Genomic DNA, 22,714 nt, shown 5'->3' with positions numbered 1-22,714 from the left:
CGATGACCTACCGCGTCGTCCAGTGGAGCACGGGCAACGTCGGCCGCAACGCCCTGATCGGCATCGACGCCCACCCCGACCTCGAACTCGCCGGGGTCTGGGTCTCCAACCCCGCCAAGGAGGGCAAGGACGCCGGCGAGCTGGCCGGGCTGGACCGCCCGCTGGGCGTCACCGCCACCGGCGACGCCGACGCCCTCCTCGCCCTGCGCCCCGACTGCGTCGTCTACACCTCCATGGCCGACGTCCGGATCACGGAGGCCATCGGCGACCTGTGCCGCATCCTGCGGTCCGGCGTGAACGTCGTGTCCAGCAGCCCGGTCTTCCTGCAGTTCCCCGACGGCGTCGTCCCGCCGGAGATGTCGGGCCCGGTCCGCGAGGCGGCGGCCGAGGGCGGCGCCTCCCTCTTCGTCAACGGCATCGACCCCGGCTTCGCCAACGACGTCCTGCCGCTCGCCCTCACCGGCATCAGCGAGCGCGTCGACGAGGTCCGCTGCCTGGAGATCCTCAACTACGCCACCTACGACCAGGGCACCGTCCTGTTCGACATCATGGGCTTCGGCGGCCCCCTCGACGAGACCCCCATGCTCCTGCAGCCAGGCGTCCTCACCATGGCCTGGGGCAGCGTCGTCCGGCAGATCGCCGCCGGACTGGGCGCCGAGCTCGACGAGATCACCGAACGGCACCACCGCCTCCCCGCGCCCGAGACCTTCCACGTCGCCTCCGGCACCATCGAGAAGGGCACCGCCGCGGCGCTCCGGTTCGAGGTCCGCGGCATGCTCGGCGGCCGGCCGGTCATCGTGCTGGAGCACGTCACCCGGCTCCGTGACGACCTGGCGCCCGACTGGCCCCAGCCCACCGGGGCGGGCTGCTACCGGATCGAGGTCCGCGGCGAGCCCGACTACACCCTCGATCTCCAGCTCCTCGGCGGCGACGGCGACCACAACACCGCCGGCCTGAAGGCCACCGCGATGCGCCTGGTCAACGCCGTCCCCGCCGTGGTGGAGGCCCCGCCCGGCCTGCTCACCGCCCTGGACCTCCCCCTGATCCCGGGCAGGGGCCTGCTCCGCTAGACGGCCTCAGCGGCGCGGCCGGTCGCCGAGAAGGTCCTCGTCACGGGCCTTGGCGGCGGCCTGCGTACGGCTCGTCACCCCCAGCTTGGCCAGGATGTTGGAGACGTGGACGCTGGCGGTCTTGGGCGAGATGAAGAGGGCCGCCGCGATCTCCTTGTTGTTACGGCCCGCGGCGACCAGCGCGAGCACCTCCCGCTCGCGGGCGGTGAGCCCGGCGGCGGGGGAGGGGGCGGGGCGGGACGCGCCCAGGCGGGCCCGCGTGCCCAGATCGCGCAGCGCCCGGACGAGCGGGGCCGCACCCAGGGCCTCGGCGTCCCGGAGGGCCGCGCCCCACTCGGCGGCGGCCTCCTCCCGCGCGCCCCGCACGGCGAGGGCCTCGGCCAGGCGCCGGCGGGAACGTGCCACCTCGTAGGTGAAGCCGTAGGAGAACGCCGCGACGGCGGCCCGCCACAGCCCGGGGTCGTCGTCGCCGTGGGCGCGGGCGCGTTCGGCCTCGGCCCGGGCCAGCCAGGCGTGGCCTTCCAGCCCGAGCCAGGTGCGCGGCCGTCCGTCCGGGGTGGTGGACGCCGCCGTGCGGGCGCGTTCGAGGAGGTCGTCGGCGGCCTTCGCGGCGGCCTCCGCCGTCTCGGCGTCACCGGAGGCCCGGGCCCGGACGGCGCGGTCGGCCTGCGCCCACAGCGCGGTGCCGATGATCCTGATCGCCGCGACGTCGCGGGGCGCCATGGAGGCCAGCAGGGCCGTCGTGTGCTCCAGGGCGGCGTCGGTGTCGCCCCGCCACAGGGCGTCCTCGGCGGCCAGGCCGCGGGCGACGTAGGCGATGAAGGGGTCCTGCGGCCAGACACGCTCCAGCCAGCGCATCCGCTCGGTGATGTCCTCGCCCCGGGCGACCTCGACGAACAGCGCGTACGCGGAGACCTGGGCCTCGACCGGCCGGACCACCCTGACCTGGAACCCGCCGGCCAGCCGGCCGGCCGCCTCCCAGTCGCCCGTCGTGTAGCGGATCAGGAACTCCAGGCACCGCAGCGTGGTCCCGTAGGAGCTCCAGCCCAGGCCGTTGGCGCGGACGAACCGCATCGCCTCGTCGGCGGCGCGGGCGGCGCCGTCCAGGTCGCCGCGGTCGAACATCGCGCGGGCGTGGTGGAAGGCGGCCCGCAGCGCCACCTGGTGGTTGCCGTCCTCGATCGCCAGGTCCCGGGCCCGGGCGAACAGCGCCTGGACCTCGGGGGCGGGGTCCCGCGACTCGCGGTGGAAGCCCAGCGTGACCAGCGCGCTGGCCTCGGCGTGGGCGGTGCCGGTGGCGCGCGCCGCGGCGATGGCCTCCTCGGCGATGGCGGGGATCCGCGGGTCCTCCTCCCTGATGAGCAGGTTGCGCGCGTACGTCGCCAGGGCGGCGGCGCGTTCGGGGGTCGGCGGCTCGGCGGGCAGCATCCCGACGGCCTCACGGGCGACGGCGGTCGCCTCCTCCGGGTCGAGATCGACCAGGTGATGGGCCAGCTTCTCGCGCAGCAGGACGCCCAGCCGGACGTCGTCGCGGGGCGCGGACTCCAGCAGGCGGCGGAGCCGGGAGACCGCGCGGCGGGTGTCCCCGGCCCGGCCGGAGGCGCGGGCCGCGTCCAGCTCGACGCGGACCCGCCCCGCCCCGGCGGCCTGCTCGGGATCGGGAACGGCGTCCCACAGGGAGAGGGCGCGGTCGTAGTGCTCGTGGGCCTCGTCCGGTGCGCCCATCCGGTCGGCCTCGCGTCCCGCCCGCAGGGAGGCGGTGAACGCGGCGGGCAGATCGTGCGCGGCCAGGCTGTGATGGGCCAGCTCGGCGGCGGCGCGGGCGTGCCCGGCGGCGGGCCCGTCGGCGAGCAGGGCGGCGAACGCGGCGTGCAGCCGGGTCCGCTCGCCCGGCAGCAGGTCGGCGTACACGGCCTCGCGGAGCAGGGCGTGCCGGAACGTGTAGCCCTCGGCCCCGTCCGGGACCAGCAGCTGGTGGTGGACGATCTCGCGGAGCGCCTCGCCGACGGTCGCCTCGTCCAGCGCGGAGACCCGGCGGACCAGCTCGTCGTCCACCCGTCGGCCGGCCACCGACGCCGCCCGCACCACCCGCGCGGCGTTCTCCGACAGGCGCTCGACCCGGGCGAGCAGGAGGTCGGCGAGCAGGGCGGGCATCTCCTCGCCGTCCCGCGCCGCGGTGTAGAGCTCGGCCGCGTAGAACGGGTTCCCCTCGGACCGCAGGTGCACCCGCGCGATCTCCTCGGCGGTGGGCGGGACGCCGTCCCCGGCGAGCGCGGCGAGGTACTCGCCGGTCTCGTCCGGCCCGAACGGGCCGACCTCGGCGGCGGTCACGTTCGGCAGGCGCAGCAGCTCGGCGACCACCGGCCGCAGCGGATGCCGCCGGTGCAGGTCGTCGGAACGGTAGGTGCCGATCAGGCAGACCCGCTCGTGCTGGAGCACGCGGCTGAGGAAGGTCAGCAGATGGCGGGTGGAACGGTCGGCCCAGTGCAGGTCCTCCAGGACGAGCACCACCGGGCTCCTGCGCCCCAGCTCGCCCAGCAGCCCGAGCACCGCGCCGTACACCTGCTGCCGGCCCAGCTCGGACGCCCCGCCGCCCGCCGGGGCCCCGGGCTCCTGCCCGTCCGGGAGCAGCCGCCGCAGCACGGGACGGGCCTCCAGCGCCGCGTGCAGCTCGGGGTCGCGCGATCCGGTCCACAACGCGTCCGCCAGGGGCAGGTAGGGCATGCTCTCGCCGAGTTCGGCGCACTGGCCGACCAGGACGGCGCAGCCGCGTTCGCGGGCGGCCCGGGCGAGCGTGGCGACCAGGTGCGACTTGCCGGCCCCGGCGTCACCGCTGACCAGGACGACCCCGGCCGAGCCGGCGGCGGCCCGGTCGAGCGCGGCGGTGAGCGTGGCCAGCTCCGCGGTACGGCCGATCAGCACCCCGGAACGCTCGCCTTCCCCCATGCCGCCGAGTATGGCACCCGCCGGGCGGTGCCGCGTCCGCCGTCACCGCGGGAGCGCGGGCCGGACGCGGGGCGTGGGCACGGGGCGTGGGCACGGGGGCGGGAGCACGGGGCCGGGAGCCGGGGCCGGACACGACGGGGCCCCGGTCCGGGCGCGGTCGGACCGGGGCCCCGATCTCCACCGGGGGTCATCCCGCGAGGGCGGGCTCGCGTTCCATCTCGACGGCCTCGGCGTCCTCCGCGGCCTCGGCGGGCTCGGGCTCGGGGGGAAGGACCTTGGCGTAGGTACGGAGCGTCTCGGCGGCGATCCGGTCCCAGGCGAAGCGGGAGTGGGCCCGGTCGGCGGCGGCGATCGCGTACCCGTGGAGGGTGGTCTCCTCGGAGAGCAGGTGGCGGATCGCCCGGCCGATCATCACGGGCCGGTCCGCCGGGACGTGCAGGCCGGTGATCCCGTCCAGCACGGAGTCGGCGTTGCCGCCGGTACGGGAGGCGACCACCGGGACGCCGCAGGCCATGGCCTCCAGCGGCGCCAGCGGGGAGGGCTGGTGCGGGGCCAGGCACAGGGCCAGCCTGGCGGTGCGCAGCAGCCGGGGCAGCGACTTGCGGGGCAGCCGGCCCAGGAAGATCACCCGGTCCTCGACGTGCAGCTCCTTGGCCAGCAGCCGCAGCCGGTGCACGGCCGGGTCGTTCTCCAGCTCCTCGCGGGGCGGGCCGCCGGCCACCGTCAGCTCGGCGTCGGGGACGTGCACCAGGGCGCGGATCGCGGTGGCCACGCCGCCGTCCTCAAGGTCCCGGCAGACCGTCACCAGCCGGTCCCGGTCGCCGCGCGGCATGGCCGGGCCGACCTGGCTGAACTGCTCGCCGTCCACACCGTACGGAACCACCGTGATCCTCTTGCGCGGGACGCCCATCCGGACCAGCGCGTCGGTCTCGGAGCCGCAGGCGGCCACGACGGCCGCGGCCTCGCGGCCGATCGCCGACTCCAGCCGGGGCCGCGCGGGGTGGACCTCCCGGCCGGCGCGCCGCTCCGTCATGCCCAGGCCGTGCGGGCTCTCCACAAAGGGGATGTCCAGCTCACGGGCCACCGCGCAGGCGGCGAGCCCGCCGATCCAGCCGTGCGCGTGGACCACATCGGGACGTCCGGCGCCCGACCAGAGAGCGCGCAGCCCGTCGGCGAACTCGCGGACGTGGTCCAGCAGCTCGGCGTCCGTCAGCCGCCGGGCTGGGCCGGCGTCGATCTGATGGAGCATCGCACCCGGCGCCAGGCGGCTGCGCGTACGGGCCGCACCGTCCTGGCGGCGTGTGTACAGCGTGACCTGGTGGCCGCGGGTGTCGCCCTGCACGGGGCGGGCGAGGGCTCGGGCCAGCTCTCGCATGTGGATCGCCTGGACGTGCTCGCCGTCGAGGTCGGAGGCGGACACGAGGGCAATGTGCAAAGTGCGAACCATGACGAGATCCTCCGGGTTAGCAAAGGTGAAACCTGGAGGTATCTGCGTCTTAGACACCCGCTCGGTCTTTGTCTTTCCGGTCGAGCGCCGCTGAAACGTCCGCGCCGGGAAAAAGGGCCCGGACCAGGGGAACCGTGACCGACGTCATACCATCCGAGCCGGATGAGCACTGTGCACGGCGGTGTCGCGTTGAGCGGATTTTGCCTGCTCGGCCCCCGTGCGGTGGATCCGTCCGTTCGTAGACTGGCGGCCCATGAGCGGCGAAGCGGCGGTCTGGTACGTGGCGTACGGCTCCAACCTCTTCCAGGAACGCTTCGCCTGCTACCTGTCCGGAGGGCGGCCACGGGGCGGCGCGCGCACCTACACCGGATGCCGTGACCCGCGGCCGGCCAGGGACGCCCGGCCCGTCACCCTGCCCGACGGCATCTACTTCGCGCTCACCTCGCTCACCTGGGGCGGCGGCATGGCGTTCTACGACCCCCGCCTGCCCGGCCGGGCGGCGGCCCGCGCCTACCTCCTCACCCGGCAGCAGTTCTGCGACGTCGTGGCCCAGGAGATGCGCCGCGAAGCCGGGGAGGGCGCCGACCCGGACCTCGCGGAGGTCCTGGCCACGGGCCGCCAGACGCTCGGCCCGGGACGGTACGAGACCGTCCTCAAGGTCGGCGAGCACCGGGGGCATCCCATGCTCACCTTCACCTCCCCGCACGGCGCCGCCGAGGCGGAACTGAACGCCCCGGCCGCCCCGTACCTGGCCATGCTCGGCCACGGCCTGCGCGAGGCGCACGGCTGGACCTGCGAACGCGCCGCCTCCTACCTCGGCGCCCGGCCCGGAGCGGACGGGGCGTGGCCGGTGCCGAGGATCACCGCCCTGCTGCGCCGGCCGGGCGCTGCTGTACGTTCGGCTCATGAACGTGGGTGACGTGGTCGAGGACTTCGAGCTTCCGGACGAGACGGGCCGGACCCGCACGCTGACCGGGCTGCTGGAGCAGGGCCCGGTCGTGCTCTTCTTCTACCCGGCCGCGCTGACGCCCGGCTGCACCGCGGAGGCCTGCCACTTCCGTGACCTGGCCGCCGAGCTGGCCGAGGTCGGCGCGCATCCGGTCGGGATCAGCGGCGACGAGGTCGGCAGACAGAAGGAGTTCGCCGACAAGCACGGGTTCGGCTACCCCCTCCTGTCGGACGCCGACGGCACCGTCCGGGCCCGTTTCGGGGTGAAGCGGGGCATCGCGCTCGCGCCGACCAAGCGGCAGACGTTCGTCATCGACACCGACCGCCGGGTGCTGGAGATCGTGAAGAGCGAGATCCGGATGAACGTCCACGCCGACCGCGCCCTGGCGGCCCTGCGCGCCCGCGGGGCCTGAGCCTCACGGGCCCGGCGCGGCGTCCGGCGCGTCCGCGGCCTCCACGCCCTCCGCGGCCTCCAGGTCCTCCCGGACGTCCGTAGCACCCGTGGCACCCGTGGCGTCCGTCGTGTCCTCGGTGTCCGGGGGCTTGGGGACCTCGGGCATCTCGGGGAGGACGATCGCCGAGGGGCGGCCGGGGTCGTGGAAGATCTCCTGGTCGGCGGTCAGCATCCGGTGCGCGGTCCCGATCGGCTCGCCGGTGCCGGGATTGCGGGCCACCCGGGGGTAGGCACCGCTGCACACCTGTACCCGGATCCGGTGGCCGGCCCGGAACCGGTGCCCGGCCGGCCACAGCTCCAGCGCGACCTGCCGCACGCCGTCCGCGCCGGCCTCGGGCGTGCCCGGGACCAGCCGCCGCATCCCCTCGCACAGGTTGCGCGACTCCCCGTCCGGCGCCACGTCGCAGAGCCGGACGACGAAGTCGGTGTGCTCCCGGTCCGAACGGACGAACAGCTCCGCCGTGACCGGCCCGATGATCTCCAGGTCCTCGGCCAGCTCCCCGGAGGTGTAGGTGAGCACGTCCCGGCGGCGTTCCAGGCGCCGCTGGTCGGTCACCGGGTGGTTGTCGCCCATCAGCGTGGGGCCGCCCAGGAACGGCGTCGGGTGCGCCGGGTCGTAGCGGTACCGGTCCGGCTCGGACGCGGCGGGCGGCCGGTCGCGCGACAGCCCGCCGCCGGGCTGCAGGTGCCAGCGCCGCTCCCGCATCCCGGGGACGGGCCAGTCGGGGAACTCCCGCCACTCCCCGGTGGGCCCCGACCAGACCGTGCCGACCGACCGCCGCGAACCGGCGTCGGTGACGTACACCCGGACGGGACGCTCGCGCAGCCCGCCGGGATCGTCCAGCAGGTGGGCGCGGAACCAGCTCAGCGACTCGCCGATCGAGTCGCGCATCATGCGCTGGTCGGCGTGCGTCCACGGGCCGATGGTCAGGTACGGGCGGTGCCCGGCCGCGCGCAGCGCCGCGTAGTCCTTGAGCTGCCAGGGCAGGAAGATGTCGTACCAGCCGCCGGTCATGTTCACCGGGGCACGCACCCGCGACACCGTGGGGCTGAAGTCGCGCTTGTCCCAGAACGGGGTGTCGGGGCCGTTCACCAGCAGGTCCTGGAAGAAGCGCTGCTGCTCGCCGGTGGCCAGCACGTCCAGCTCGGCGAGCGGGCGGCCGGACAGCGCGGCGCGGCGGGCCCGCCGGGGCGACATGATCCCGGTGGTGATGCCGGAGAGCGGATGCTTCATCCGCGAGGTGAGGTCGACCCAGATCAGCGTGGACTCCAGCGCGAAGGTGCCGCCGACGTTGATGGCGTCCCGGAACTGGGAGGCGGTCACCTGCATCGAGAGCGCCCGCAGCTCCGGCCCGGCCTCGGCGGCGACCGCCCACTGCACGTACCCGAGGTAGCTGGGGCCGTGCATGGCGAACGTGCCGCCGAACCACGGCTGCTCCTTCAGCCACGCGATGGTCGCCAGGCCGTCCTCGCCCTCGTCCAGGGGTTCGAACACGCCGCCCGAGCCGAAGCCGCCGCGGACGCTCTGGACCACCGCCTGGAAGCCGTGCGAGGCGAACGTCTGCCCGCACATCAGCCCGAACGGGCCGCGCCTGCCATAGGGGGAGCGGACCAGCACGGTGGGGGGACGCTCCACGTCGACCGGCGCGTAGCGATCGGCCAGCAGCGCGATCCCGTCGGCGGTCGGGACCTCCAGGTCGCGCTCCACCGACACCCGGTGGGGACCGTTCGGAAGTCCGAGCGCCGTGGTCCCCAGACGGCGCATGAGACCCAGACCTACCACTCGAACGATCGTAATCGGCGTTCGGCGGGCTCCGTCCACGCGACGCGGACGATCACTCTCCGTCACCGATCGTAGCGCGCCTTCCGCGGCCGGCTGACCGTTCGTGTGCGGGCGGGCGCCGATGGTCACGCCGCCCTGCTCGCGCCGTGTGCATCGCCGTGGCCTGCGCTTGCGCGGGCCGGGACCGGGGACCGTCGACGGCCCCGCACCGGTCCGGCGAGTCCGCCCGGTCTCGGCGGATAGGCCCGGAGCGCCATCGCCTTTCACTACGATCAGTCGCTGTCGAGACCGGTGCAAATGAGCACATGCATTCCGCGCATCGCGGGGACGGCGCCGGCGGCGCGAGCACGCCGCCGCCCGGAGGGAGAAGATTCACGTCATGCCAGAGTCGCTGGACTGGGGCCGGGTCATCGCCGCCATCGCCGTGATGGCGGCGGCGCTGGTCGTCGCGGTCGTCCTGCGCGTGCTGTCGGGACGGCTGAACAAGCGCGCCGGGGACACCCGGTGGGCCTGGGACGACCTGGCGGCCCGGCTGCTGCACGACCTGGCGGTGCCGCTGTCCCTCCTCGGAGGCGCCTGGGTCGCGGCCAACGTGCTGAACCTCAAGCACGGGACGCTGAGGGTCACCGCCGAGGTGCTGACCGCGGCGACCATCATCATCGTCTCGCTCGCCTGCGCCCGGCTGATCGCGGGCATCGTCACGTCGATCGCGCTGGCCCGGCAGGGCGTCGCCGCCAATGTGACGATCTTCGCCAACATCACCCGGGTGGTGGTGCTGGGCGTCGGCATGCTGGTCATGCTGCAGAGCCTGGGCGTGTCCATCACCCCGCTGCTGGGCGCCCTGGGCGTCGGCGGCCTGGCGGTCGCGCTGGCCCTGCAGGACACCCTGGCCAACCTGTTCGCGGGCGTGCACGTGCTGGCGTCCAAGACGATCGAGCCCGGCGACTACATCCGGCTCAGCAGCGGCCAGGAGGGGTACGTCGTCGACATCAACTGGCGCAACACCTCGATCCGCACGCTCTCGGACAACATCGAGGTGATCCCGAACGCGCGCTTCTCCGACACGATCCTGACCAACTACCATCGCCCGGCCCAGGACATGTCGCTGCTCATCCAGGCGAGGGTGGCCTACGGCAGTGACCTGGAGCACGTGGAGAAGGTCGTCGTCGAGACCGGCACCGAGGTGATGGCGGAGATCGAGGGCGCGGTACGGGACGCCGAGACCCTGGTGCGCTTCCACACCTTCGCCGAGTCGGGGATCGAGTTCACCGTGATCCTGCGGATCATCGAGTTCGGCGAGCAGTTCCGGATCAAGCACGAGTTCTACAAGCGCCTGCACCGGCGCTTCCAGGCCGAGGGCATCGACATCCCGTTCCCGGTCCGCCGGGTGCTGCTGCCAGAGGAGCCCGCCCCCGGCCTGGCCGCGCTCGACCGCTGAGCCCCTGCCTTGAACCCCTGCCCTGAACCCCTGTCCGGGGCTCAGGGCAGGGCCGCGGTCAGGGGATGAAACGGATGTCGGGATGCCGGGGCGACGGCCTGTCCAGCAGCCGCCCCGGCCGGTCCCGCAGGTGCCGGTCGAAGAACGCCGTGACGTAGGCGCGGTAGGCGTCCGTCATCCGTTCCGGGTTCACGGTGCCGATGAGGGCGCGCCGCCCGTCGGCGGGGATGTCCAGGTGCCGGTCCAGGGCGGGCAGGATCGCCTGCAGGTCGGTGAGGCTGTAGTGGCTGCCCTCCGGGACGTTCAGGTCACGCTTCCAGCCGGTCGACGCCTCCCAGAACGACTTCCAGGACGGGTTGGTGAGGTGGGTCTGCGGCTTGCCCCCGGTCGCCGCGCCCATCAGCATGAACGGGCGGTCCAGCCCCACCTCGGCGACGCGGACGAGATCGCCGGCGGCGTACTGCATCGTGCCGTCCAGGTCGACGCCGGCGTCCAGCCGCCGGTCCACGCGCATGGTCTCGGCGGCCTGGATGCCCCCGGCGGAGTGCCCGGCCATGCCGGCCCGCGAGAGGTCGAGGATCCGGCCCAGCCCGCGGGGGAGGGGCCGCCCTTCCGCGTCGGGGTTGGTCCCGGCGCGCATCGAGGCCAGGCGGCCGAGGACGAACCGGGTGTCCTGGACGCGGGTGGCCAGCGCGGTCTTCAGCCGTGCGGGCCCCGGCTCCGGCAGGCGCTGGAGCTCGACCCGCCCGCCGGGGAACTCCACCGGGGCCGTCTCGTAGGTGTGGTCCATGGTCACCACCACGTAGCCGCGTCCGGCCAGTTCCTCGGCCAGGGTGGTCCCCAGCGCCCGGGGCACGCCGAAGCCGGGGGAGTACAGCACCACCGGCAGCGCCCCCCGGCGGGTGTCGGCGGGCGCCCCCTCGGCGGCGTGCGTCCGCGCGGCCGCCCAGTCGACCTCGCCGGGCTTGAAGACGCCGAGGGCCCCGCCGCGGTCGAGCGCCCGAGCGACCCCGGGCCGCAGGTACGGGGCCGTCCGCCGGTTCCCGGAGGCCCGCTCCGGCGGCGGGGCGGTGCGCGCCGGATACCAGAGGCTGATCATGAGTTCGCGGGTCCGTCCCGGCACCCAGGGGTCAGTGCGGGCGTGGTCGACCAGATGCAGTTCCGTGGTCGCGACGGGGAGCGGCCCGGTCGGCGCCGGCAGCTCGAAGCGTGCCTTCGCGCCGGAGGCGCCGGCGGTGGCCGCGGACCGCGCGGCATGGGTGGCGGCTCCGGAGCCGCAGGCCGTGACCAGGCAGGACGCTCCGGCGGCCAGGGCGAGGAGGCGTGTCGTCGTACGCATGCGCCCACCCTGGCGCGCGCGGCCCGTCCGAGATCATGGCCGAACGGCTCCGCGCGTCCCCGACTTTCGTCAGCACCGGTTCAGTCGACCGGGCGGTCCTCCAGGAGGGCCTGGAGGCGTCCGCGGACGCCGTCGTCCGGCTCGCGGGCCAGCGCGGTGGTCAGCGCGTCCCGCGTCCCGGGCGGCCAGGCGGCCTCGCCCCAGGCGTCCAGCGTGCGGACGGCCATGTTGCGGTTGCGCACGACCGGGCTCGCCAGGCCGGCCAGCACCAGCGGCGTTCCACGGCCGGGCCACGCGACCAGTCCTTGCAGCAGCATGTCCAGGCAGCGGTGCGGGGTGAACGCCTCGCCCGAGCCCGCCTTACGGGCCGGCCCGGCGGCGACGGCGTCCAGCGGCAGCAGCTCGGACGCCAGAGCGATCACCTCGTCGATCTCGTCCGGTCCCGCCTGCGTCACGGCGCCGTACCAATCGTCCTGGACGAACGGGTCGCGGGTGCGGAGCCGGTCCAGGTGCGCCCGCAGGGTGGGGACGCCCAGGATCCCGCACGCGTGGACGGCCCGGTGGAAGCGGGCCGGGTCGTCCGCGGCGAGGTCCCGCCGGGCCCTCTCGGGCCAGACCGGGCGGCCGAGGATCTCGGCGCAGCGCTCCGCCAGGTCCGGCCACGCCCGCTCGGCGTGGCCGCGCACCGCGTGCACCGCCAGGAAGTGGCGCAGGTCGCTCGCCCGGGCGGCCATGTGGCCGAGGAAGAGACCGGCCGCGCGCTCGCCGTCGGCGTACGCGGTGATGCCCTCCATCGGCCCGCCCTCGTCGCACAGCGCGGAGAGGATGTCCCCCGCCGCGTACAGCAGTTCGTCGTCGGGACCGCCCGCGGCCCCGCCCGCCAGGGCCTCGGCCAGGCCGCCGGTCTCCGCGGCGGTCCCGGCGAGGTAGGCGTCCATCACCTCGTTGCGGAAGCCCTCGCGCAGGATCCAGTCGCGCAGGCCCGGGTCCGCCGTCCCGGCGAGGCGCTCCACGAGATGGACGCGCCCCCAGCCCCGTACGGAACGGGCCAGCTCCCACAGGTCCTGCTCGGCGCCGCCCTCCCGGTTGGCCAGCGCCACCGCGGCGAACAGCGTGAACTCGTCGTGCCGACCCAGGATCATCAGCTCGTCGCGGTGGTGCGCCGCGTCGAACAGGCCGAGCAGCGCGATCCCCAGCTTCACCGGCTCGCGGTGGCGTCCCTCGGTGGCCAGGCGGTAGCCGGTCCGGTAGCACCGTTCCGCGTCGACGCCGGCGGCGACGACCCGGTCCAGGACGTCGCCGACCAGGGAGACGACCGACACCTGCCGGGCGGCCTCGTACAGCGCCGCGTCGCCGCCGTCCCGGCCCTTCCGGTCGCGCAGGGCCGTGAGCAGGGCGGCCGAGACGCGTTCGACCTCCCCGGGATCGGCCTTGCCGGCCCAGTGGTGGGTGAGCATGCCGTCGCGTGCCCCGGGCGCCCACACGAGGCCGTCGCCGTCGCCCTCGTCGCCCTCGTCGGGCAGGGTCTCGCCGCCGTCGAGGAGGCCGGGGCCGCGTTCGGGGACGTGAGCCCGTACGTGGTCGTAGAGCGAGACAGGGGGGTCGTCGTGCCTTTGCCTGCCGAACATCCGGACACTTTAGGGCGAGGGGGGCTCACCGGGCACCTGATTTCCGCCCGGGCTCCTCGCCGGAGCCGTGCCCGAGGGGACGGCTCCGTCCGCGCCCGGTGGTGCCGCGGTGCCGGCGGCCTCCGCGCGGGCCAGGCGGCGGCTGGAGAACGAGGTGAGCGTGGCGATCAGCGAGGCCGCGAGGAGCAGGGCGAACGCCCGCTGGTAGCCGTCCGCCAGCGCGCCGAGCGACGACCGCGACATCTCGGCCGCCGCCCCCTGGTAGAGCAGGTGGCGGTCGGCGCGGGCGAGCGCGGAGGCGGCGAGGGTGAGGCAGAACGCGCCGCTCAGCACGTTTCCCACGTTCTGCAGGGTCATCCGCAGCCCGTTGGCGATGCCGAGCCGTTCCGGCGGGACGGCGGCCAGGATCGCCGCGGTGTTGCCCGTGGCGAAGATCCCGCTGCCGGCCGAGACCGCCACCAGGCACAGCGCGACCAGCGCGTAAGGGGTGTCGCCGGAAAGGAGCGGGAGCGTCACCGCCAGCCCCGCCGAGGTGATCGCGGACCCGGCGACCGCCAGCGTACGCGGGGAGACGCGGCGGCTCAGGAAGCCGCCGACGGGCGCGGCGACCATCCCCGCCAGCGGCCCGGGGAGCACCGCCAGCCCCGCCTGGGCGGGCGTCATGCCGCTGACCGCCTGAAGGAACAGTGCCAGCAGCAGCAGAGTGCCGAACCGGGCGAGGGTGTTGAACAGCGCCGCGACCGAGCCCTGGGTGAAGCGGCGGTCGCCGAACAGGGCGAGGTCCACCAGCGGGTACCGGGCCCGGCGCTGCCTGAGGACGAACCAGGGGAGGAGCAGCGCCGCGGCGGCCAGCCCCCCGGCGGTGAGCGGGCCCGTCCAGCCGCGCGCGCCCGCCTCGGTGAGAGAGATCACCAGCCCGCTCAGCCAGCCGACCAGCAGCACGGCGCCGAGGTAATCGATCGGCTCGCGGGGGCCGCGCGGCACGCGGGGAAGTGAGAGCAGCCCCCAGCCGAGCGCCAGCGCGCCGAGCGGGACGTTGAACCAGAACACCCACTGCCAGCCCGCCGTCTCGGCGAGATAACCGCCGATGGACGGCCCCAGCAGCGGCGCCGCCCCCAGGATCCCCAGGTAGACCCCGAGGCCCTGGCTGAGGCGGGCGGGCCCGAACGCCCAGGCGATGATGGCGGTCCCGTTGGCCAGCAGCACCGCCCCGCCGACGCCCTGCAGGGCCCGCAGCACGATCAGCGTGGTCACGTCCGGCGCGAACCCGGCCAGGAGGCTGGCCAGCGTGAACACCGCCAGCCCGCACAGGTAGGTGCCGCGCCGCCCGAACACGTCGGCCACCCGGCCGAACACCATCAGCAGGCCGGTCTGCGCGAGCATGAACGCCAGCAGGATCCACCCGGCCGCCGCGGCGCCCGCGCCGAAGTGCCGGACCACCACGGGCAACGCGATGTTGAGGGTGCTGACGTTCACGACCAGCAGCACCGTGCCGAGGCCGACGGCCGACAGCACCCGCCAGGGATCGGGGCAGGGGGCCGGTGCTCCGGCGGCGTCCCCGGCGGGCGGCTCCGCTCCGCCGTGCCCCGCGGGCTCGCGCACTGGCCGTCCCTTCCGGCGGGATGTCAGATCATGGTCACGAACCCCGTCAGGGTCGTCCGCCGTGGCCGCGCTGTCAATCCGGGAGGGTCAGCCGCCCGAGGCGGCGGCCGAGTACTGGGTGGCGCGGATCACCTTCCGGGCCGCCGGGGCCGCCGGCCCCGACCGCGCCGTCAGCTCCTCGATGCGCCGCTTGTGGCGGCGCCGGTCCGGAGCCGGGAGGACGGTCTTCAGCTCGCCGGCCGCCGCCAGGGCGACCGCCGCCGCGTCGTAGCTGTTGACGTGCGCCACCGGCCGGCCCCGCAGCGCCGAGGAGGCCCCGCCCCACAGGGTCTTGACGACCCGCGGGTCCCGCACCGTGATCTCGTCGTGGGGGAACAGCCCGAGCCTGCGCCGGTGCCGGACCCGGATCCAGCCGCCGTCGGCCAGCTCCTGCCGCACGGTCCGGACCATGGCCCTGCCGTCCTTGCGGACCCAGTACTGCCATGAGCGCGGCCGGGACGCGGAGATCTGGGCGACGAGGCCGTAGGGGTCCTCGCCCGGGGTGCCGGGCGTGGGACGGCGCCGCTCCTCGTCGAGCCGCCCGTCCAGGTACAGCTCGGTGAGGGCGGCGGCCCGCAGCAGGTAGCCCAGCGTGCCGCCCGACAGCGCCAGGCGCTTCTTGTTCAGGTCGTAGGCCAGCAGGAACATCCTGGCCGGCAGTGTCTCGGGAATCTCGACCATGACCTAATCCTCGCTCGTGGAATCCCCGGTGGGAGGGGGCCCTGGGGGATCGTCTTCGGTGACCTCCGCGGCGGCGCCCTTGGCGGGCCGGCCGGGCCGGCGCATCCGCCCGGCCGTCCGCGGCATCCGCCCGGCGTCGGCCAGGGCCTGGCGCAGCAGGAACTCGATCTGCGCGTTGGTGCTGCGCAGCTCGTCCCCCGCCCAACGGGCCAGCGCGTCGTGGACGGCGGGGTCGAGCCGCAGCAGGATCTTCTTACGTTCGGAGGCCACTGGTCACTGGTAGAGGGAGCCGGTGTTGACCACCGGCTGGGCGTCCCGGTCGGCGCACAGGACCACCAGCAGGTTGCTGACCATGGCGGCCTTGCGCTCCTCGTCCAGCTCGACCACGTTCTCCTCGTCCAGCCGGTCCAGGGCCAGCTGGACCATGCCGACCGCGCCCTCGACGATCCGCTGCCGGGCCGCGACCACCGCGCCCGCCTGCTGGCGGCGCAGCATGGCCTGGGCGATCTCGGGGGCGTACGCCAGCCGGGTGATCCGCGACTCGATGATCCGGACCCCGGCGGAGGACACCCGCAGCGACAGCTCCTCCGACAGCTGGGCGGTGATCTCGTCGGCGTTGTCGCGTAGCGAGAGCCGCTCGTGCGAGTCGTAGGGGTAGCTGCCGGCGATGTGCCGGACCGCCGCCTCCGTCTGGAACGCCACGAACTCCACGAAGTCGTCCACCTGGAACACCGCGCGGGCGGTGTCCTCCACCTGCCAGACGACCACGGCGGAGATCTCGATCGGGTTGCCGTCGAGGTCGTTGACCTTGGCCAGCCCCGTCTCGTGGTTGCGGATCCGGGTGGAGATCCGCTTCCGCTCGGTGATCGGGTTGACCCAGCGCAGCCCGTCGGTGCGGACCGTGCCGGTGTAGCGGCCCAGCATCTGCAGCACCCGGGCCTCGCCGGGGGCGACCGGGGTCAGGCCCGCCATGACGACCAGCCCGGCGATGACGATCAGCGATCCCAGCACGATCCCGGCCACGACGACGGCGGCGCCGCCGACCGCCACGCCCACCAGGATCGCCGCCGCGCCCAGCAGGACCAGCAGCAGGGACAGCCCCAGCATGGGCCACCCCGACGCGTCCCGCGCGGCGCGTTCCTCGATCTCCGGCCTCGGCATCTCCACGGGTGGTGCGGCCATGGCGGCGGCCTCCTTCGGCGCGTCCTCGATCCTCATGGCAGCAATCTAGCAAAGTGATATCACTTTTTTCAACGCGTGGCCGTGACCTCCGCCTTCGCGGCCCCGTCCCCGCTCTCGGCCGCCTCCGGGATGACCTTGGGGACGCCGCGCAGCGCGAACAGCGCGAAGACCCCCACGAGCGCGGCCAGCGCGGCGCTGCACAGCACCGCGGCGTGCAGGCCGTCCACGAACGCCCGGTGGGCGGCGGACTCGACCTGGGCCGCGAGGGAGGCGGGCAGCCCGGCGGCGGCCTGCACCGCACCGCTCAGCGAGTCCCGCGCCGCGTGCCCGGCCGCGGCGGGCAGCCCGGCCGGCAGTTCCACGCTGCCGCGGTACACGGCGTTGAGCACGCTGCCCAGCACGGCCATGCCCAGGGACCCGCCCAGTTCCATGCCGGTCTCCGAGATCGCCGAGGCCGCGCCCGAACGGTCCCGGGGGACCGTCGCCAGGACGGTGTCGGCGGTGACCGTCATGACCATGCCGATGCCCGTACCGGAGAAGACGATCGGTATCAGGACCGAGATGTAGTCCGCCTCCGTTCCCACCCGGGTGAGGAGCCCGAACGCCAGCGCGGCCACGAACAGCCCGAGGGCCACCACGCGGGCCCGGCCCAGCAGGCCGATCAGCGGCGGGGCCAGCGCGGCGCCGCCGACCATCGCGCCCAGCGCGCCGGGCAGCCCGGCCAGCCCGGACTGCAGCGGCGACCACCCCAGCACCAGCTGGAAGTACAGCGAGAAGATCAGCGACTGGGCCACCAGGGCGAACATCGCGAACATCGTGGTGATCACCGACCCGGAGAACGCCATCCGCCGGAACAGCCGCACGTCGATCAGCGGGTCGTCCAGCCGGGCCTGCCGCAGCAGGAAGGCCGCCAGCGCGAGCACGCCGCCCACCGCCGCCGCCACGACCCCGGCGCTCGCGCCCTCGCCCGCCGCGGCCTCCTTGAGCGCGTACACCACGCCGACCACACCGGCGATCGACAGCGGCACGCTGAGCGCGTCCAGCCGGCCGGGCAGCGGGCTGCGCGTCTCGGGCAGCACCACCAGTCCGGCCACCACCGCGACCAGGGTGAGCGGGATGTTGATCAGGAACACCGAGCCCCACCAGAAGTGGTCGAGCAGGGCTCCGCCCACGACCGGGCCGAGCCCGACCGCCAGCCCGCCGATGCCGGCGAACATCCCGACCGCCATGGTCCGTTCCCCCGGGTCCGTGAACACCCGCCGGATCAGCGAGAGCGCCGACGGCATCAGCGTCGCCCCGGCCACCCCCAGCAGGAACCGCGCCGCGATCAGCAGCTCGGCGCTGCTCGCGTAGGCGGTCAGCGCCGACGTGGCGCCGAACAGCCCGGCCCCCGCCATCAGCATCCGCCGGTGCCCGATCCGGTCGCCGATCCCGCCCATCGTGATCAGCAGCCCGGCCAGCGCGAAGCCGTAGGCGTCGGCGATCCACAGGATCTGCGTGGCCGAGGGGGCCAGGTCGGCGGTCAGGTGCGGGATCGCCTGGTTCAGCGCGGTGAGATCCAGGTTCGGGAGCATGACGAGCAGCCCGCAGACGGCGAACGTGCCCCATTTGCGGGCACTGGAGAATTCGTTCATGCCGGCCACCGTGGCCGGGCCCGCTGACCGGCGGCGCACCGTCCGCGCACCGCCGCCGCACCGCCGCCGTGAACGTCCCGAACCTCGCGCCCCGCGGGCGCGTCTCACCCCGCGACACATGATCGAGACCAGGGAGGACGCCCGTGGCGGAGAACGAGACGACCGCGTGCCCGCGGTGCGGCGGGGCGGCCGCGCCGGTCCTGTACGGCCTGCCGGGGCCCGAGATGTTCGAGGCCGCCGAGCGCGGCGAGATCGTCCTGGGCGGCTGCGAGGTCGGGCCGGAACGGTGGTGGTGCGGGACGTGCGCGCGCTACCTGCCGTTCCCGGAGGAGGCGGCGGCGGAGCGCGACTGACCGCTCCCCGCGGGCGGCGGTCAGGCCCTGAGGGCCGCCCGCAAGGCCTCCTCGGCCGTCATCGCGGCACCCTTCGCCCGGGCCGCCTCGTACGCGGCGTCCCCGGTCATCGCGCGCGCCGCCGCCTCCACGCGGGCCAGGTCGGGGCCGCCGTACGCGCGGGCGCCGCGCAGCACCCCGGCGGCCCCGGCCAGCAGCGCGGCGTGTTCCCCGTCGCCCTCCAGCAGCGCGAGGCCGCCCAGGGCCACGACGGCCTGCGACCGGTGCAGGAAGACCGGGTGGTCGACGCCCATCTCCAGCGCCTCGCGCAGCAGGGCCCGCGCCCCCGCCGCGTCCCCCTCGGCGACGGCCAGCCAGCCCAGCCCGATCAGCGCCGCCGCACGCGTGGCCGCGGCGATGAAACGCTCGGGGTAGACCTGGGCCAGCGCCCCCTCGTAGAGCCGCCGGGCGCCGTCCAGATCACCGCGCAGCCGGGCGACCTCCCCGAGCCCGTGGTGGGCGGCGGCCACCTTGTCCCGGGCCCCCGCCCGCCGCGCCAGATCGGAGGCGGCCTCGAACTCGGCGTGCGCGGTGTCCAGGTCGCCGCCGTGCAGGTGGATGTCGGCGCGGCGGCAGAGCAGGTCCGACTGCTCCTCCAGGGCGCCCAGCTCCCTCATCAGCCCCAGCGCCTCGTCCAGCAGGGCCAGGGCGCGCTCCCGGTCACCGCGCCGGTCGGCCAGCTGCGCCAGCGGATCCAGCGAGTTGGCCATGCCCCAGCGGTCCCCGACCGCCCGGAACCCCTCCAGCGCACGCCTGCTGGACGCCTCGGCCTCGTCCATGTCCCTGCGGAACTGCGCCAGGAAACTGTTGCTCATCTCGAGCACCGCCGTGGACCAGGCGTCCCGGCCGACCTGCAGCGCGTGCGTGTCGACGTCCATGCGCTCCGGGCCCGCGGTGACCGCCCACAGGATCATGGTCGGCGGATGGTCGAGCCGCCACCGCAGCGCCGCCATCCTCGCGGTCGCCAGGTCCAGCGCCGCCGCAGTCCCGGGCCCGGACGCCCCGGCGCTGATCGCGTTGGCCACGCACAGGACGTACTCCTCGTCGCACCCCTCGGGCGGCTCCACGCCGACGGCCTCCAGCAGCTCGATCGCCAGCGGCCCGCCCTCGACCCGCCCCCGCAGCCACCAGTACCACGTCAGCACCGCGACCAGCCGCAGCGCGGTCACCGGGTCGGCCCGGACCGAACGGCGCAGCGCGGCGTGCAGGTTCCCGTGCTCGGCCGCCAGCCGCGTCAGCCACTCCAGCTGCCCGGGGCCGCGCAGCTCCGGGTCGGCGCGGCGGGCCAGGTTCAGGAAGTACGCCGTGTGCGCCCGCTCCAGCCGCTCCCTTTCACCGGCCTCCTCCAGCCGTTCCGCGCAGAACGCCTGGACGGTGCTGAGCATGCGGTAGCGGGTGCCGTCGGTCTGCAGCAGCGACTTCTCGACCAGCTCCACCAGCAGCTCGTCGGCCTCGCCCTCCAGGCCGCAGATCGCCTCGACGGCCTCCAGCGTCGCGCCCCCGGAGAAGACCGTCAGCCGCCGTGCCAGCGTCCGCTCGGCCTCCCCGAGCAGGTCCCAGCTCCACTCCACCACCGCGCGCAGCGTCCGGTGGCGCGGCGCCGCCGCCCGGTCGCCCCGCGACAGCAGCCGGAACCGGTCGTCCAGCCGCCTGGCCACCTCCTCCACCGGCAGCGAGCGCAGCCGCGCCGCGGCCAGCTCGATCGCCAGCGGCAGCCCGTCCAGGGCCGCGCAGATCCGGACGACGGCCGCCACGTTGCCGGGGGTGACCGCGAAGCCCGGACGGACCGCCGCCGCCCGGTCCGCGAACAGCCGCACCGCCGGGTACCCCGCCGCCTCGGCCGCCCCGGCGCCCTCCTGCGGCAGCGCCAGCGGCGGCAGCGGATGCAGCGACTCCCCGGTGATCCCCAGCGCCTCCCGGCTGGTCGCCAGCACCCGCAGCCCCGGCCCGGCGCCCAGCAGCCGGTGCGCGAGCCGGGCCGCGGCCTCGATCACGTGCTCGCAGTTGTCCAGGACGAGCAGCAACCGCCGCCCCTCCAGCGCCGTGACCAGCCGTTCCACCGGATCGGACGGGTGCGCGCCCGGCAGCATCGCGCTCTCCCGCACCCCCAGCGCCCCCAGCACCGTCCTGGGCACCTCCGCGCCGTCGCCCACCGGCGACAGGTCCACGAAGCAGACCTCGCCCTCCTCCAGCGCCGCGGCCTCCAGCGCCAGCCGGGTCTTGCCCGCCCCGCCCGGCCCCAGCAGGGTCACCAGCCGCCGCCCGGCCAGCATCGCCCCGACCCGGCTCAGCTCCTCCTCGCGCCCGACGAAGCTGGTCAGCCGCGCGGGCAGGTGACGCCGCGGCCCGCCCGGCGCCGGATCGCCGCGCAGGATCGCCAGATGCACCCCGGCCAGCTCGGCCGAGGGGTCGGCGCCCAGCTCCTCCGCCAGCAGCGCGCGGGTCCGCTCGTAGACCTCCAGCGCCTCGGCCTGCCGCCCGCTCCCGTACAACGCCCGCATGAGCAGGCCCCGGGCCCGCTCCCGCAGCGGATGCGCCGCGACCAGCCCCCGCAGCCCCGGCAGCGCGGACGCGTGGTCCCCCAGGGCGATCTCCGCCTCGGCGCAGTCCTCGACGGCCGCCGCCCGCAGCTCCTCCAGCCTGGCCACCTGGCCCGCGGCGAACGGGGCCGGCACGTCCGCCAGCGCGGGCCCGCGCCACAACCGCAGCGCCTCCCGCAGCCCCCCGGCCGCCCGCGCGTGGTCGCCGTCGCCCAGCGCGCGCCGCCCCTCCCGCGCGAGCCGCTCGAACCGGTGGACGTCCACGGCCTCCCTGCCGACGGCCAGGCGGTACCCGGCCGGATGCCCCTCCACCGCCGCCGCACCGCCCAATCCGCGCCGCAATCTGGAAATCTGCGACTGGAGCGCGTTGGCCGCGCCGGGCGGGGCATCCTCCCCATAGAGGCCGTCGATCAGCCGCTCCGTGCCGACGATGTTGCCGGCGTCCAGGAGGAGCATCGCCAGCAGGGCCCGTACGCGAGGCCCGCCCACGGCGACGGCCCGCCCGTCGAGGGACACCTCGACCGGCCCCAATATGCCGAACAGCATGGCGCCGATTCTCTCGTAGGCACGGTGCCGCCCGTACATCGGAGAGACCATGACCACCGAGACCATGACCTCGAACCAGACCGTCGTCACCGAGTTCCTCGCGGCCTTCGAGGACCTCGACGTCGACCGTGCGCTGACCTACGTCTCCCGCGACATCGAGTACCAGAACGTCCCGTTCCCGGTCGTCCGCGGCTTCGACAAGTTCGAGAAGCGGATGCGCGGCTTCACCCGCATGGGCACCGGCTACGAGGCCCAGATCCGCAACATCGCGACCAACGGCCCGATCGTCCTCACCGAGCGCGTCGACGTCACGGTCCGCAAGAACTGGCGGGCCCGGTTCTGGGTCTGCAGCACCTTCGAGGTGCGCGACGGCAAGATCACGCTGTGGCGGGAGCACTACGACTGGGCCTCGGTCCTCGCCTCCAGCGTCAAGGGCCTCTTCGGCGCCGCGCTGAGCGGGCTGAAGTCCCAGCCCTACCAGTCGTCGAAGGTGAAGTCCTGAGCCAGCTCATCCCAGGGCATCCCGTACATCGCCTTCTCGGCGTCCGGGTGGACGACCCGTCCCCCGAGCGCCTGGAACCACACGACCGCGAGTGAGGTGAACCACCAGTCGCCCGCCGCCCTGGACGTCGGCGGCCCGCTGAACGACCCGGTGCATTCCACCGGCGGCAGGAACTCCACGGGCTCGCCGCGGAAGCCCGTCCGGCCCCCGCCGGTCCTGACCGGCGGCACCACGTACACGGGGCGCCGGAACATCTTCCCCGCCCGCTCGGCGGCACGCTCGATCACCCGCTCGTTGTGCGAAGCCGTCGGCACCCCTTCGATCAAGCCGCCATAGGTCGTCCGCATCTCGACGGAGGTCAGCCGGATGACTCCACGGCGGATCCCGATCGAGCAGATCTCGTCAGCCCTCTCCACCCACCGCATTATCCACGTCCGGAAAATCCGGCCGGGTCCGGTCATGGCCGGATGCCTGGTCGTGCCTGCTCCCGCCAATTATGATCTCGGGCACGGGCCGGTCGACCGTTCAGCGCCGGCCTCGGCC

The 22,714-nt window shown here is 74.9% G+C and carries 18 protein-coding genes; 6 read left to right on the top strand and 12 right to left on the bottom strand.

Annotated elements, in window-relative coordinates; all coding sequences use genetic code 11:
* The first annotated feature begins 2 nt into the window (after window positions 1-2).
* Complete coding sequence (locus IW256_RS24555) at window positions 3-1,070, top strand: NAD(P)H-dependent amine dehydrogenase family protein (protein WP_197013222.1); 1,068 nt, start codon at window positions 3-5, stop codon at window positions 1,068-1,070.
* A gap of 6 nt (window positions 1,071-1,076) precedes the next feature.
* On the opposite strand, the gene IW256_RS42350 is transcribed toward IW256_RS24555, so the two are convergent.
* On the bottom strand, window positions 1,077-4,016 hold the full coding sequence (locus IW256_RS42350; protein WP_197013221.1) for a helix-turn-helix transcriptional regulator: 2,940 nt from the start codon (window positions 4,014-4,016) through the stop codon (window positions 1,077-1,079).
* 187 nt (window positions 4,017-4,203) lie between these two features.
* Window positions 4,204-5,436 carry a glycosyltransferase gene (locus IW256_RS24545; protein WP_307829031.1) on the bottom strand — a complete coding sequence of 411 codons (1,233 nt, stop codon included), beginning with the start codon at window positions 5,434-5,436 and terminating at the stop codon, window positions 4,204-4,206.
* A gap of 280 nt (window positions 5,437-5,716) precedes the next feature.
* Here IW256_RS24545 and IW256_RS24540 point away from each other — a divergent pair, with 280 nt between their 5' ends.
* A complete protein-coding gene (locus IW256_RS24540; RefSeq protein WP_197013219.1) occupies window positions 5,717-6,382 on the top strand; it encodes a histone deacetylase in 666 nt (221 codons plus the stop codon).
* Entirely contained in the window at window positions 6,369-6,824 is a 456-nt protein-coding gene (locus tag IW256_RS24535) for a peroxiredoxin (RefSeq protein ID WP_197013218.1), read from the top strand. The genes IW256_RS24540 and IW256_RS24535 overlap by 14 nt, the downstream gene beginning before the upstream one ends.
* Window positions 6,825-6,827: 3 nt before the next feature.
* Here the strand turns inward: IW256_RS24535 and IW256_RS24530 are convergent, their stop codons facing one another.
* On the bottom strand, window positions 6,828-8,648 hold the full coding sequence (locus IW256_RS24530) for a CocE/NonD family hydrolase (RefSeq protein WP_307829030.1): 1,821 nt from the start codon (window positions 8,646-8,648) through the stop codon (window positions 6,828-6,830).
* A gap of 379 nt (window positions 8,649-9,027) precedes the next feature.
* Between IW256_RS24530 and IW256_RS24525 the strand changes: the two genes are divergently transcribed.
* Window positions 9,028-10,086, top strand: a complete 1,059-nt coding sequence (locus IW256_RS24525) for a mechanosensitive ion channel family protein (protein WP_197013217.1) — start codon at window positions 9,028-9,030, stop codon at window positions 10,084-10,086.
* A 58-nt stretch (window positions 10,087-10,144) separates the two neighbouring features.
* Here the strand turns inward: IW256_RS24525 and IW256_RS24520 are convergent, their stop codons facing one another.
* The 7 genes from IW256_RS24520 to IW256_RS24490 all read right to left on the bottom strand — a co-directional run bounded on the left by IW256_RS24520 (window position 10,145) and on the right by IW256_RS24490 (window position 18,191).
* A complete protein-coding gene (locus IW256_RS24520) occupies window positions 10,145-11,425 on the bottom strand; it encodes an alpha/beta hydrolase family protein (RefSeq protein ID WP_197013216.1) in 1,281 nt (426 codons plus the stop codon).
* An 80-nt stretch (window positions 11,426-11,505) separates the two neighbouring features.
* A complete protein-coding gene (locus IW256_RS24515; RefSeq protein ID WP_197013215.1) occupies window positions 11,506-13,053 on the bottom strand; it encodes a hypothetical protein in 1,548 nt (515 codons plus the stop codon).
* Window positions 13,054-13,062: 9 nt separating this feature from the next.
* Entirely contained in the window at window positions 13,063-14,655 is a 1,593-nt protein-coding gene (locus IW256_RS24510; protein WP_197013214.1) for a DHA2 family efflux MFS transporter permease subunit, read from the bottom strand.
* An 87-nt stretch (window positions 14,656-14,742) separates the two neighbouring features.
* Window positions 14,743-15,375, bottom strand: coding sequence for a GOLPH3/VPS74 family protein (locus IW256_RS24505; protein WP_197013213.1), 633 nt, complete (start codon window positions 15,373-15,375; stop codon window positions 14,743-14,745).
* Window positions 15,376-15,378: 3 nt separating this feature from the next.
* A complete protein-coding gene (locus tag IW256_RS24500; RefSeq protein ID WP_197013212.1) occupies window positions 15,379-15,645 on the bottom strand; it encodes a type II toxin-antitoxin system antitoxin in 267 nt (88 codons plus the stop codon).
* A gap of 3 nt (window positions 15,646-15,648) precedes the next feature.
* Entirely contained in the window at window positions 15,649-16,593 is a 945-nt protein-coding gene (locus tag IW256_RS24495; protein WP_420535420.1) for an SPFH domain-containing protein, read from the bottom strand.
* 32 nt (window positions 16,594-16,625) lie between these two features.
* Window positions 16,626-18,191 (bottom strand): MFS transporter, encoded by a 1,566-nt coding sequence (locus IW256_RS24490; protein WP_197013211.1) that lies wholly within the window; start codon window positions 18,189-18,191, stop codon window positions 16,626-16,628.
* Between the two features lie 143 nt (window positions 18,192-18,334).
* Between IW256_RS24490 and IW256_RS24485 the strand changes: the two genes are divergently transcribed.
* Window positions 18,335-18,544, top strand: coding sequence for a hypothetical protein (locus IW256_RS24485; protein WP_197013210.1), 210 nt, complete (start codon window positions 18,335-18,337; stop codon window positions 18,542-18,544).
* 20 nt (window positions 18,545-18,564) lie between these two features.
* Here the strand turns inward: IW256_RS24485 and IW256_RS24480 are convergent, their stop codons facing one another.
* Window positions 18,565-21,759: an AfsR/SARP family transcriptional regulator gene (locus IW256_RS24480; protein ID WP_307829029.1), complete on the bottom strand. Its 3,195-nt coding sequence runs from the start codon at window positions 21,757-21,759 to the stop codon at window positions 18,565-18,567.
* Between IW256_RS24480 and IW256_RS24475 the strand changes: the two genes are divergently transcribed.
* Window positions 21,719-22,171, top strand: coding sequence for a limonene-1,2-epoxide hydrolase family protein (locus tag IW256_RS24475; protein WP_197013209.1), 453 nt, complete (start codon window positions 21,719-21,721; stop codon window positions 22,169-22,171). The genes IW256_RS24480 and IW256_RS24475 overlap by 41 nt on opposite strands.
* Here IW256_RS24475 and IW256_RS24470 read toward each other — a convergent pair.
* Window positions 22,144-22,587: a hypothetical protein gene (locus tag IW256_RS24470; protein ID WP_197013208.1), complete on the bottom strand. Its 444-nt coding sequence runs from the start codon at window positions 22,585-22,587 to the stop codon at window positions 22,144-22,146. The two genes, IW256_RS24475 and IW256_RS24470, sit on opposite strands and share 28 nt — an antisense overlap.
* Between the last annotated feature and the right edge of the window lie 127 nt (window positions 22,588-22,714).

The organism is Actinomadura viridis, from assembly GCF_015751755.1.
Lineage (GTDB): Bacteria > Actinomycetota > Actinomycetes > Streptosporangiales > Streptosporangiaceae > Spirillospora > Spirillospora viridis.
This window is presented reverse-complemented; position numbering and strand designations above follow the sequence as displayed.